The 12,469-nt window shown below is 65.3% G+C and carries 13 protein-coding genes; 2 read left to right on the top strand and 11 right to left on the bottom strand.

Features of this window, described 5'->3' with window-relative positions:
- Window positions 1–90 precede the first annotated feature (90 nt).
- Complete coding sequence (locus tag C4E04_RS12245) at window positions 91–489, top strand: hypothetical protein (protein ID WP_162559378.1); 399 nt, start codon at window positions 91–93, stop codon at window positions 487–489.
- Window positions 490–649: 160 nt separating this feature from the next.
- A complete protein-coding gene (locus C4E04_RS12240) occupies window positions 650–1,021 on the top strand; it encodes a hypothetical protein (protein WP_109597768.1) in 372 nt (123 codons plus the stop codon).
- Here C4E04_RS12240 and C4E04_RS12235 read toward each other — a convergent pair.
- The 11 genes from C4E04_RS12235 to hutI all read right to left on the bottom strand — a co-directional run bounded on the left by C4E04_RS12235 (window position 1,018) and on the right by hutI (window position 12,304).
- On the bottom strand, window positions 1,018–1,317 hold the full coding sequence (locus C4E04_RS12235; protein ID WP_109597767.1) for a porin: 300 nt from the start codon (window positions 1,315–1,317) through the stop codon (window positions 1,018–1,020). The genes C4E04_RS12240 and C4E04_RS12235 overlap by 4 nt on opposite strands.
- An 83-nt stretch (window positions 1,318–1,400) precedes the next feature.
- Window positions 1,401–1,751: a VOC family protein gene (locus tag C4E04_RS12230; protein ID WP_109597766.1), complete on the bottom strand. Its 351-nt coding sequence runs from the start codon at window positions 1,749–1,751 to the stop codon at window positions 1,401–1,403.
- Between the two features lie 17 nt (window positions 1,752–1,768).
- Window positions 1,769–2,260: a GAF domain-containing protein gene (locus tag C4E04_RS12225; protein WP_109597765.1), complete on the bottom strand. Its 492-nt coding sequence runs from the start codon at window positions 2,258–2,260 to the stop codon at window positions 1,769–1,771.
- Window positions 2,261–2,480: 220 nt separating this feature from the next.
- Window positions 2,481–4,166, bottom strand: a complete 1,686-nt coding sequence (locus tag C4E04_RS12220; RefSeq protein ID WP_109597763.1) for a methyl-accepting chemotaxis protein — start codon at window positions 4,164–4,166, stop codon at window positions 2,481–2,483.
- Between the two features lie 271 nt (window positions 4,167–4,437).
- Window positions 4,438–5,229, bottom strand: a complete 792-nt coding sequence (locus C4E04_RS12215; RefSeq protein WP_109597762.1) for an ABC transporter ATP-binding protein — start codon at window positions 5,227–5,229, stop codon at window positions 4,438–4,440.
- On the bottom strand, window positions 5,226–6,002 hold the full coding sequence (locus C4E04_RS12210) for an ABC transporter permease (RefSeq protein WP_109597761.1): 777 nt from the start codon (window positions 6,000–6,002) through the stop codon (window positions 5,226–5,228). The genes C4E04_RS12215 and C4E04_RS12210 overlap by 4 nt, the downstream gene beginning before the upstream one ends.
- A 111-nt stretch (window positions 6,003–6,113) precedes the next feature.
- Window positions 6,114–7,043 carry an ABC transporter substrate-binding protein gene (locus C4E04_RS12205; RefSeq protein WP_371682064.1) on the bottom strand — a complete coding sequence of 310 codons (930 nt, stop codon included), beginning with the start codon at window positions 7,041–7,043 and terminating at the stop codon, window positions 6,114–6,116.
- Between the two features lie 170 nt (window positions 7,044–7,213).
- Window positions 7,214–7,813 carry a HutD family protein gene (locus C4E04_RS12200; protein WP_109597759.1) on the bottom strand — a complete coding sequence of 200 codons (600 nt, stop codon included), beginning with the start codon at window positions 7,811–7,813 and terminating at the stop codon, window positions 7,214–7,216.
- A 9-nt stretch (window positions 7,814–7,822) separates the two neighbouring features.
- Window positions 7,823–9,487 (bottom strand): urocanate hydratase, encoded by a 1,665-nt coding sequence (gene hutU, locus C4E04_RS12195; protein WP_109597758.1) that lies wholly within the window; start codon window positions 9,485–9,487, stop codon window positions 7,823–7,825.
- 64 nt (window positions 9,488–9,551) lie between these two features.
- Window positions 9,552–11,099 (bottom strand): histidine ammonia-lyase, encoded by a 1,548-nt coding sequence (gene hutH / locus C4E04_RS12190; RefSeq protein ID WP_109597756.1) that lies wholly within the window; start codon window positions 11,097–11,099, stop codon window positions 9,552–9,554.
- A complete protein-coding gene (gene hutI, locus C4E04_RS12185) occupies window positions 11,096–12,304 on the bottom strand; it encodes an imidazolonepropionase (protein WP_109597755.1) in 1,209 nt (402 codons plus the stop codon). The genes hutH and hutI overlap by 4 nt, the downstream gene beginning before the upstream one ends.
- Window positions 12,305–12,469 lie beyond the last annotated feature (165 nt).

The raw sequence follows: 12,469 nt of genomic DNA, 5'->3' as shown, positions 1-12,469 counted from the left end.
TTCCGGCTCGAAACTTTGAGAAAGGGCTCGCGTTGGCCTCTGACCTGACGGTGCCGTCCGTGCACCGCATCTCAAGCAGGGAGAGACGACATGAGACGAACGATGATGACGGCGGCCCTCGTGTTCATCGCCGGCACGGCCGGCGCCATGGCGCAGCCTTATCTTTATCCGACCCCTGTGCCGAACGCGAGCGGATCGCTCACAACGAACCCTGGAGCTTATGGCCCGCCCGGGGCTATGGTCCCCGGAGAGGGAGTGACGGTCGGTACCTGCCCGCCGCCGCCCAACGCCAGCGGGTCGATGGCGACCAATCCGTGCTCCTATTACAATATGGGCACGGCCCCCGGCATGGACGTGACGAATACCGGCTCGATCCTCATGCAGCCTGCGCCTGCGTATGAGCCCATGTACGGACCCGGTCCGGTTCCGAATGCCAGCGGGTCGCAGGTGACCAATCCCTATACCTATGGCAATACGCGCCCACGCTAACAGTTAGCGCTGAGAGCTAAGCCAAGCCCCGCCGGCCCCGCCGGTGGGGCTTACTCTGTGGGTGAGACCCAACAGATGTCGTAACTATATTTCTTTCATGTTCTGGTTCAGCTGGAAGATCCTCCCGCCGCAGAGGGAGGTATCCTGTTGAGGTTCCGGAATGATGAACCGGCGGATCGTCAGGGTCACTGCCTTCGCCCTTACGTTAGGTGCGGCCGCCTGCACGGTGCATGCGCAGAGCCCGAGAGATGAGCTCGAGAAAATCCTGAAACCCCAGGTTCGATCATGCTTCGTCATCCCGTACACTGCGCGGAACGACCCTCCCGTGAAGCTCGAAGTCGGCTTGAACCACGACGGGACGCTCGCCCAGGCGCCGATTGTCGTGGAGGGCGATCCTGAGTCTCCCGTCGCGCGGGCAGCCGTCAGGGCATTTGAACGATGCGCTCCGTTTGCCATCCTGGCGCCCTTTGCAAAGGACTATCCGATCTGGAAGCGCCTGCGGGTGACATTCAATGCCAAGCGAGGGTCTTAAGGTACCCGCGACATTCCCTCTGCGCGGATGACCGCCCGGAACGGTCCGTATTCGGTCTGTTTGCGTAAATCGAGCTGGACGCGCCCGCTGGCGCCGGTGCGTACGGAATCGGAGCCCCGCGAGCGGCTGGAGCCGATCACCGTGTCGGCACGGACACGGCCGCTGATGCGCACGCAGGTGTCGGAGCCCTGGAGGGCTGAAAAGCCCGGCGGGCAGGCGGCCGCCGGGAAGGTGCTGGCGGCGAGGCCCGCCAGCCCGAGGCCGGCGGCGGCCAGGATGAGAAAGGGTCTTTGCATCGGCCTCTCCAGTCCAGACAACTCGCACCATAGCGCAGGATGGGCGGCTTTGCGCGCCTTTTGTCGAAGGGGTCTGGAGCGTCTCAGAGATGCGTCAGGATGTTGACCAGACGGCCGAGGGGATCGCGCACAAAGAAGCGCCGCACGCCCCAGGGCTCATTGGCGGGTCCGTATTCGATGGGAAACCCCGCCTGCTTCATGCGCTCGAGGGCCGTGTCGACATCGTCCACCTCGATCGAAAGGTCGGGAACCGGCGTGCCGGAGCCGCCCTGCACCGCAATGCTGATCTGGACATTCATGGCTTCACGCGAGCCGTAAGTGACGAGCCAGCCGTGATCCATGAGCAATTCGAGACCGAGCACATCGTGATAGAAGCGCCGGGCAGCCTCGAAATCCTGGCTCGCGATATTGGCGACGATCCGTTTCACCTTCATGGAAACCTCCTTCGTCTTCAGGCACCCTGTTCGAGGAGAGCCGGCAGGATCTGCCGCGCGATGAGCATGGCCGGCTCTACGTGGCTCTCATCGTAGACGCCCTCCCGGTCGAGCAAATTGACGGTCCCCAGCACCGCGCCGCCGAAGACGATGGGCAGGTTCATTACGCAGCCGAGGCCCAGGCCCGTAATGGTTTCATGGTCCGGAAAGAGCGGCGCGAAGCCCGCGGGAGTCTTGGCCAGGAACGGTTTCATCTCGCTGCGCACGCGCTGCGTATAGGCGTTCGGCAGCACCGGCTTGCGGCCACCGACAGCGTAGACCTCCGGGTTGGTCGAGTGGATGCGTTCCACCTCCTTCCCGCCCGCGAGCATCCGCGTGACTGTGTAGAGGCGATAGCCCACGGCTTTAGCGAAAGCCTCCCCGGCGGCCTCGAGAACGGCGCGGGGCTGGTCGGGCGCGGCCCAGGCTTCCTGAACCTGCAGGGCCAATCGCTGGAGATCCGTCATCATGTCGTCCTTATGCGGAATCTAAGGAGGGAAAGCCGGTTGATTGCCGGCCCGGAATCTTCTTGCCGTGCCTCACGCAGACAGGGAAGCCGAAAACCGTGCGTGCCAGGCATGGGCTGCAAAAATTCAGAGGATTTCCGATACGGACTATACGTTGTGCTGATGAAAAAAGGGCCGGACATATGTCCGGCCCCAACTTCGTTCGGTGCCTTGCAGGAGGCTATTATGCGGCCTTCACGCCCTGCAGGAAGGTGGCGACCTCCTCGCCGAGGCTGGAGGAATGCTGCGCCAATCCCTGCGCGGCGCCGAGTACCTGCGAGGCGGCAGCGCCCGTCTCTCCAGCGCCGTTACGGACATCGTCGATGCTGCCCGTGACCATCTCGGTGCCACGTGCCGCTTCCTGCACGTTGCGGGAGATTTCCGACGTCGCGGCGCCCTGTTGCTCCATGGCGGCCGCGATCGAAACGGAGATCTGGGACATTTCCGAGATCGTCTTCACGATGGAGTGGATCGCGTTGACGGCCTCTGCGGTTGCCTGCTGCACGGAGCCGATCTGAGACGAGATCTCGTCCGTGGCCTTGGCGGTCTGGTTCGCAAGCTCCTTCACCTCGGAGGCCACGACCGCGAAGCCCTTGCCGGCCTCGCCTGCGCGCGCCGCCTCGATGGTGGCGTTGAGCGCAAGAAGGTTGGTCTGGCCCGCAATGCTGTTGATGAGCTGGATCACCGTTCCGATCTTCTCGGCCGTCTCGGCCAGTGCCTGCACGGTCTCGTTGGTGCGCTGCGCATCGGCCACGGCACGGTCGGCGATCTGCGAGGACTGGTTCACCTGAGAGGCGATCTCGCGAATAGAAATCGAGAGCTCTTCGGTGGCGGCCGCGACGGTCTGGACGTTCATCGAGGTCTGCTGCGCTGCCGAGGCCACGTTCACGGCCTGATGGGTCGTACGGTCTGCCACCTGGGCCATGGACTGGGCCGTCGCCTGCATCTCGGAGGAGGCGGCTGTCAGACCGTCCGTGAGGGCCATTACGTTGGCCTCGAAATGCTTCGTCAGCCGGTCGAGCATCTCGGCCCGGCGTGTCTTGGCATCGGCTTCCTGTGCCGCCACGGCGTCCGCCTCGGCCTTCGCGATCATCGCATCCTTGAACACCTGGACGGCGCCGGCCATGACGCCGATTTCATCGTGCCGCGACGTTCCCTCGACCGGCGTGTCGAGATTGCCCGCCGCGAGGCCCCGCATGCTGGCAACGAGCTTCTGGATCGGCCGCGAGATGCTACGCCCGAGGCCGAAGGCTACGGCGAGCTGAAGAACCAGCGCCACGCCGATCAGGCCGAGGAACAGGTTCCGGTAATAGGATGCGAGCGCCTGGAGATCGTCGATATAGACGCCCGTGCCGATCATGATCTGCCACTTGGGGAAGGGCGCCGCATAGGTCAGCTTCGGGCTGGGAGCGGTCTGGTTCGGCTTTGGCCATTGATACTCGACGAAACCGCCGCCTGCCTTGGCGGCATTGACCATTTCGGTCACGAAGGGGCGCCCGGTGGGGTCTCTCAGGCCCGACTGGTCCTTGCCGATCAGCTGCTTGCTGAACGGGTGCATGACCGTGATCTGATTGAAGTTATGGGCGAAGAAATACTCTTCCCCGCTGTAGCGCAGGATTTCGAGGGAGGCCAAGGCCTGCTTCTTGGCGTCGTCGACGCTCATTTCCCCGCGCGAGGCCTTGGCCTCGAAATCCGCCATGATGCTGACGGCCACATCCGTCAGATGCTTCAGTTCGGCCTGCTTCTGGCCGACGAGGACGTTCGATATCGTCGAGGATCCGTAGATGGCGAGCGCGACGAGGGCGACGATGCTCATCGCCATGCCCGCATAGAACCGCCCGCTGATATTCCAGAGTTTCGCTAAAGACATATGTGCCCCCAATGGCCTTTGTCCGGCCGAGGCAGGCCTCGTCGCACACGTCGTGCTTCGTCGCCGGCACGATATCCTGAATGTCGCGGAGAGGCCGGCGCAGCCGGTCAATGGAAATCTACAGGAGGTATCGTTACGAAGAGCTTACGGGTGATGCGGAAAATGTCGCGAAGCGCAGTCTTGGGCGCAGTTTTCTTTGCGGCACATGCGCGCCAATACTGAGTGAATATTACAAAAATAGCACCCTGCCGAGGTTCGCCCAAGCCTTCCGTCAATGGATCTCGCTTGCCCGCATGGCCTCGACGCGGATCTCTTCCGTGAGCTGCGCCTTGAGGTCCGAGAAGGCCGGGCTGGTCTTCATGGTGTAGTGGCGCGGATGCGGCAGGTCGACCGGAATGTCAGCCTTGATCCGGCCCGGCCGCGCTGTCATGACGATCACGCGAGAGGCGAGGAAGATGGCCTCCTCGATGTCGTGGGTCACGAACAGCACGGTCTTGCGCTCGCGCTCCCAGATCCCCAGCAGAAGCTCCTGCATGAGGGAGCGGGTCTGGTTGTCGAGGGCGCCGAACGGCTCGTCGAGGAGCAGGATGGCGGGATCGTTCGCGAGCGCCCGCGCGATGGCCGTGCGCTGCTGCATGCCGCCGGACAACTGCTTGGGATAATGGTTCTCGAATCCGCGCAGCCCCACCTTCTCGATGTAGGAGGCCACGATCTCGCGCCTTTGTGCGAGCGGCACTCCTTTTTCGCGCAGGCCATAGGCGATGTTGTCCGCCACCGTCAGCCACGGGAACAGGGTGTAGGACTGGAACACCATGCCCCGGTCGGCGCCCGGCCCCTTGATCGCCCGGCCCTTGAGGGAGACCTGGCCCGTGCTCGGCCGGTCGAGGCCCGCGACGATGCGCAGGAGGGTGGATTTTCCGCAGCCCGACGGGCCCAGGATGGTGATGAAGTCGTTCTCGGCCACCGTGAGGCTCGTAGGCTCGAGAGCGCGTACCGGTTCGCCCCCACGCATGCCGGGAAAGACCCGCGAAACGTTGTCGATGGTCAGGATCGTGCTGGTCATGCGAGCCGCCACGGAAAGAGCGCCCGGTTCAGGCCCTTGAACAGAAAGTCCGAGATCAGGCCGATGATCCCGATGACGATAATCCCGAAGATCATCTGGCCGGTGGCGAGAAGCGCCTGGCTGTCGATGATCATGTGGCCGATGCCCGAGGAGGAGCCGATCAACTCGGCGACGATCACGTAGGTCCAGGCCCAGCCGAGCACGAGCCGCAGGATCTCGGCGATCTCGGGGGCGTTGGCCGGGATGAGTACGCGCTTGACCACGCCGCGATCGTTCGAGCCCAGCGTATAGGCGGCCTCGACCAGGTCGCGGCGCGTGTTGCCCACGGCGACTGCCACCATCAGAATGATCTGGAAGACGGATCCGATGAAGATGACCAGGAGCTTCTGCATCTCGCCGATGCCCGCCCAGAGAATGAGGAGCGGAATGAAGGCGGAGGCCGGCAGATAGCGCGCGAAGGATACGAAGGGCTCGAGGAGCGCCTCGATGGACTTGTAGGCGCCCATCATCACGCCGAGCGGCACGGCGACGATGGCAGCCATCACAAAGCCGCCGAGCACCCGCCACACGGTGACGCCGATATCGGTGAGGAAGCCGAACCGGGTGAGGAGCAGCCACCCGTCATTGAGCATGGTGATCGGGTCGGCCAGGAACGTGCGCGACACGAATCCGCCCAGGGTCGCAATGGCCCAGGCCGCGACGAAGAGCACGAAGAAAGAGATGCCGAGGACGATGCGGACGCCCTGGCTCACAGGTTCGAGGGGTCGGTTCATGCAAGCACTGTTCCGCCGCCCGACGGGTAGGAGTCTGCCGGGCGGCAACGGAGGTTCGATGAGGGAGCGGCGTTCCGACGTGAGGCCGGAACACCGCAGGAGCGTTCGTTCCTACTGGATGAAGCGCGTATCGGCGAGAGCGTTCATGTCGGGCTTCTGCTTGATGATGCCGACTTCCAGCAGAAGGTCCGCGGCCTCGTCCGAGAAGGTCTTGAACTCGCTGCCGAAGAACTTCTTATTCGCCTCGCGGTCCTGCCAGCGCAGGAACTTGGCGGAGGCTCCGAAGGCTTCTCCGGTCTGCTTCACGTCGGCACCCATGATCTCGTAGGACTTGGCCGGATCCTTGGCGATCATGTCAAGGGCCTCGAAGTAGCTGTCGGCGAGCGCCTTGGCGGCCTTCGGGTTGTCTTCGAGGAATTTCGGCGTGCAGCCGAAGGTGTCCATGACCATCGGATAGTCGAGGGTGGTGGCGATGATCTTTCCGGCCTGGGGGGCGGCGCGCACGGACGAGAGATAGGGCTCGTAGGTCATGGCCGCGTCGTTCTGGCCGGCGATGAAGGCCTGGGCGGCAGGGCCGGGCTCCATGTTGACGACCGTGACGTCCTTCACCGAGAGGCCGTTCTTCTTCAACATCCAGGCGAGCGCGAAATAGGGCGAGGTGCCGGGCGCGGAGGCCGCCACGGTCTTGCCCTTCAGGTCCTTGATGGACGCGGTGTTGCTGCGCACCACCATTCCGTCCGCGCCGTAGCTCTTGTCGAGCTGGAAAATCTGCTTCGTCGGGACACCGTTGGCATTCCACACGACCCAGGTCTCGACCGTGGTTGCGGCGCATTGAATGTCGCCGGACTGGATGGCGAGGTGACGGCTCGCCTGCGGGACCTTCTTCAAGGTGACGTCGAGGCCGTTCTTCTTGAAGATGCCGGCTTCCTTGGCGAGCGTGAGTGGCGCGAAGCCCGTCCAGCCCGAGATGCCGACCGCCACCTTCGTCTCCTGCGCCGAGGCGGCGCCTGTCGCTAGCGCAAGGAGCGCCAATCCACCCATGATTGCTTTCATCGTGACCTCCACTTCACCCTTCGCCTTGCCCGACGGGACCCGCCGACGCCTCTGGTCGCTCTGTTCTGTACGGGTTTTGCAAGCGCGTGAAGCGGATCGCAACACGCGCGCGGCGCGATGTCAAATGTATAGACATGACGAAGGTACACCCTTTCGTATCATGCCTGGGAGTCATCCTCCTCCGCTGCCGTGGGCTCGATCTCGATCAGGACCGCGCGTCCGGCGCCAGACAGGGGGATAAGGTCGGAGGTCGGCTCGATCGACAGGGTGTCGAGGGGCGCGAGGGCATGGACGATTCCGTCCGTCTGCACATCGAGGCTGCCGCCCAGAGCGACGATGAAGGCTGCGGCAAGACCCTCTGACAGCAGTGCGACGCCGGATTCGAGAATGCGTGTCCGATGCTGGAAATGCCCTCGCCGCGTCATCACGTTGAGGTCGCGAATCGGGCCGGACAGCAGCTTTCCGGCGGTGCTGTCATCCCCGGAGAAGGATAGCTTGGCGCCGCTTCCCTCCAGGCGGTAGGGCACGCCTTCCACGATCAGTTCGATCCCGTCACCCTCGGCCACGATCAGGGTCCGGTCGATGCCCGGAAAGACCGAAAAGGGTCCGTCCGAGGCGACATCGGCCATGCTGATGCGCCAGCCGAACCCGTCGAGGTCCGTGCCCGGCGGAAAAACCGCGACCTCGGCGGTGGTGCCGCCGCCGTTCTTCCAGGGAACCCTGGCGAGATCGGCGGCGCGGATCACACGTGATGCCATCAGAAAGTCTCAGCGCAGGCTGGGGAGGTTGAGCCCATGCTCGCGGGCGCAGTCGATCGCGATCTCGTAGCCCGCATCCGCGTGGCGCATGACGCCGGTCGCAGGATCGTTCCACAGAACGCGCTCGATGCGCTTGGCGGCTTCCGGCGTGCCGTCGCAGACGATCACCATGCCGGAATGCTGGGAGAAGCCCATCCCGACGCCGCCGCCATGGTGCAGGGACACCCAGGTGGCGCCGGACGCGCAGTTGAGGAGCGCATTCAGCAGGGGCCAGTCGGAGACCGCGTCCGAGCCGTCCTTCATGGCCTCGGTCTCCCGGTTCGGGCTCGCCACCGAGCCGGAATCGAGATGGTCGCGGCCGATCACGACGGGCGCCTTCAACTCGCCCTTCGCGACCATCTCGTTGAATGCGAGGCCAAGGCGGTGACGGTCGCCGAGGCCGACCCAGCAGATGCGGGCCGGCAGGCCCTGGAACTTGATGCGCTCCCTGGCCATGTCGAGCCAGTTGTGCAGGTGCTTGTTGTCCGGCAGGAGCTCCTTCACCTTGGCGTCGGTGCGGTAGATGTCCTCCGGATCCCCTGACAGGGCCGCCCAGCGGAACGGGCCGATGCCGCGGCAGAAGAGCGGGCGGATATAGGCCGGCACGAAGCCCGGGAACGCGAAGGCGTCCTCAACGCCTTCCTCCTTGGCCATCTGACGGATGTTGTTGCCGTAATCGAGGGTCGGTACGCCGGCCTTGTGGAAATCGAGCATGGCGCGCACGTGCTCGGCCATGGAGCGTTTGGCCGCGTGTTCGACGGCCTTGGGATCGCTCTCGCGCTTCGCCTCCCATTCGGCGAGGCTCCAGCCCTTCGGCAGGTAGCCGTTGATCGGGTCGTGGGCAGAGGTCTGGTCAGTCACCGCATCCGGGCGGATGCCGCGGCGGTAGATCTCGGGGAAGATCTCGGCCGCATTGCCGAGAAGGCCGACCGAGAGGGGCTTCTTCTCCCGGCAGGATTGCTCGATCATGGCGAGTGCCTCGTCGAGACTGTCGGCCCGGCGGTCCACATAGCCGGTCTTCAGGCGCATCTCGATGCGGCTCGGCTGGCATTCCACCGCGAGGCAGGAAGCGCCTGCCATGGTGGCCGCGAGCGGCTGCGCGCCGCCCATGCCGCCGAGGCCCGCCGTGAGAATCCAGCGGCCGGAAAGGTCCCCGCCATAATGCTGCCGGCCGACCTCCACGAAGGTCTCGTAGGTGCCCTGCACGATGCCCTGGCTGCCGATGTAGATCCAGGACCCCGCGGTCATCTGGCCGTACATCATGAGGCCTTTGCGATCGAGCTCATGGAACGTGTCCCAGGTCGCCCAATGCGGGACGAGATTGGAATTGGCGATGAGCACCCGCGGCGCATCCGCGTGGGTGCGGAAGACGCCGACGGGCTTGCCCGACTGCACCAGGAGCGTCTCATCGGCTTCAAGGTTCTTCAGGGCCGCGACGATGCGGTCGAAGCTCTCCCAGTCCCGCGCGGCGCGTCCGATGCCGCCATAGACCACGAGCTCGCCGGGCTTCTCGGCCACGTCCGGGTCGAGGTTGTTCATGAGCATGCGCAGGGGCGCTTCCGTGAGCCAGCTCTTGGCCGACAGCTCGGTTCCGTGCGCGGCGCGGATCACGCGGGCATTGTCGATGCGGGGCATGGGCGGTTCCTCTCTTAGGCCGGATATGTCGAAAATGCGGGGCAGGGCACTAAGGCAGCGGACGTCACGGCTGTCTCCCGGTGACGGACGGGAGGGACGCATGACCGGCCGCTTCCGCGAGCGCCCCGGAGGTCACGAGGGCCGCGGCAAGTTCCATCTCGGGCGCCATGTGACGGTCGTCGGCCAGGTGGGGCACCTTGGCGCGCAGGATCGCACGGGCAGCCTCCAGGGACTCGCTGGAGCGCATGGGCGCATGGAAATCGCAACCCTGCGCGGCGGCCAGAAGCTCGATGCCGATCACGTTCGCGGCGTTCTGCGCCATGGGGATCAGGCGCCGCGCCCCATGGGTCGCCATCGACACATGGTCCTCCTGGTTGGCGGAGGTCGGGATGGAATCGACGCTCGCCGGATAGGCACGCTGCTTGTTCTCGGATACGAGGGCGGCGGCCGTGACCTGCGGAATCATGAAGCCGGAATTGAGCCCGGGCTTCGGGGTGAGGAAGGCCGGAAGGCCCGAAAGCGCCGGATCAACCAGCATGGCGATGCGCCGCTCGGAGAGCGAGCCGATCTCGCACAACGCCATGGCAATCATGTCGGCCGCGAAGGCCACCGGCTCCGCGTGGAAGTTGCCGCCCGAGATCACTTCCCCGGTTTCGGAGAAGACGAGCGGGTTATCCGACACGCCGTTCGCCTCGGTCGCGAGAGTGTTACCGGCCTGGCGCAGCAGGTCGAGCACGGCGCCCATCACCTGCGGCTGGCAGCGCAGGCAATAGGGATCCTGCACCCGCTCGTCGTTGGTGAGGTGGGAGGCGCGGATCGCGCTGCCGCGCATCAGGGCCCGCAGGGCGGCCGCCACCTCGATCTGCCCGCGATGGCGGCGCAGATCCTGAATGCGCGGATCGAACGGACCGTCGGAGCCCTTCGCGGCGTCGGTCGCGAGAGCCCCGGTCACGAGCGCGGCCTGGAACACTCGCTCCGCCTCGAAGAGGCCTGCGAGCGCGAGAGCCGTAGAAACCTGTGTGCCGTTGAGGAGCGCAAGGCCCTCCTTGGGACCGAGGACAAGGGGTTCGAGGCCCGCATCCCGAAGCGCTATCTCGGCCGGAACCGTCTCGCCCTTCACCGAGAAGGCGCCGACGCCCATCAGGGCCGCGGTCATGTGGGCCAGGGGCGCGAGGTCTCCGGAAGCTCCCACCGATCCCTGGCCGGGAATGACCGGAACGAGCCCCGCTTCCAGGCAGCGGGCGAGATGTTCCACGGTGCTCCATCGGACGCCCGACGCGCCCTGGGCGAGACTTGCGAGCTTGAGCGCCAGGACGAGCCGCACCACCGGCACGGGCAGAGGCTCGCCGACGCCTGCCGCATGGGAGAGCACGATATTGCGCTGAAGCGTCGTCAGATCGGCTGCGCCGATGCGAACGCTCGCAAGTTTTCCGAAGCCCGTATTGATACCGTAGACCGGATCGCCCTTTGCGACGATGGCCTCGATGGTGCGGGCGCCTGCCTCGATCTTCGGGCGGCATTGGGCGTCGAGCGCGACGGCCGCACCGCGATAGACCCTGTGCCAGTCCGTCAGCGCGACGGAGCCGGGCGTGAGCGTGACGGTTCCGGTCATTGTCCTCTCCAGATACGGGCATGCAGGGGGTTGAAGCCGATGCGGTAGACCAGCTCGGCCGGGCGTTCGATGTTCCAGATGGCGAGGTCGCATTGCTTGCCGACCTCCAGGGTCCCAGCCTCGCTTAGCCGACCGAGGGCGCGGGCCGCCTCGCGGGTGATACCCGCAAGGCATTCCTCGACGGTCAGGCGGAACAGGGTCGCGCCCATGTTCATGGTAAGAAGGAGCGAGGTCAGCGGCGAGGTGCCTGGATTGCAGTCCGTCGCTAGAGCGAGCCGCACCCCATGGCGACGGAATGCGTCCAACGGCGGCAGCTTCGTCTCGCGAAGCATGTAGAAGGCGCCGGGCAGGAGCACCGCAACGGTACCGGCCTTCGCCATGGCGGCAGCGCCGTCCTCATCGGTATGTTCGAGATGGTCCGCCGACAGGGCCCCGAAGCCGGCGGCGAGCTTCGCGCCGTGGAGGTTCGAAAGCTGGTCGGCATGGAGCTTCACCTTCAGGCCGAGGCCCTTGGCGGCCTCGAAGACGCGAGCCGTCTGCTCCGGCGAGAAGGCGATGCCCTCGCAGAAGGCGTCGACCGCATCGACCAGTCCCTCGCGAGCAAGGGCGGGTAGCATGTCCCGGCAGACCGACTCGATATACGCGTCCTTCTCACCGTTCGCCTCTGGCGGCAGGGCATGGGCTCCGAGAAAGGTCGTGACCACCGTTACCGGCCGCTCGGCCGCAAGACGCCTCGCGGCGCGCAGCATCCGCGCTTCGGTCTCCCGGTCGAGGCCGTAGCCCGACTTGACCTCTACGGTAGTGCAGCCTTCGGCGATGAGATGGTCGAGGCGGGGGAGGGCGCCGGCCACGAGCGAATCCTCGTCGGCCGCGCGGGTCGCCTTGACGGTCGAGAGAATGCCGCCGCCCGCGCGGGCAATCTCCTCATAGCTCGCGCCCTTGAGGCGCAATTCGAATTCATGGGCCCGGTCGCCGCCGAAGACCAGGTGGGTGTGGCAATCTACGAGACCGGGCGTAATCCAGCGGCCTTCGCAGTCGATCCGCTCCGCAGCGTCCCAGCGGGACGGCAGGTCGCTCACCGGCCCAGCGAAGGCGATCCTTCCACCCTGAGCCGCAACGGCGCCGTTTTCTACGATCCCAAGCCCCTCTCGGCTCTCGGAAAGAGTGGCGAGGCGGGCATTGTGCCAGATCCGGTCGAAGCGCATGGCGGGCTCCTCTCAGGCGGTTAATGTCTATACATAAGCGCGAACAAATTTTATTGTCTAGACTTATTCGACGCCGTGCGATGGAGTTGCCGGTGAGGCGTCGGGATCGGGGAGGTGGGGCGATGACGGCGTGGGCGCAGACAATTCCGGGCGGACAGCGCCACC

The organism is Microvirga sp. 17 mud 1-3, assembly GCF_003151255.1.
In the GTDB taxonomy this organism is placed as follows: Bacteria; Pseudomonadota; Alphaproteobacteria; order Rhizobiales; family Beijerinckiaceae; genus Microvirga.
This window is presented reverse-complemented; position numbering and strand designations above follow the sequence as displayed.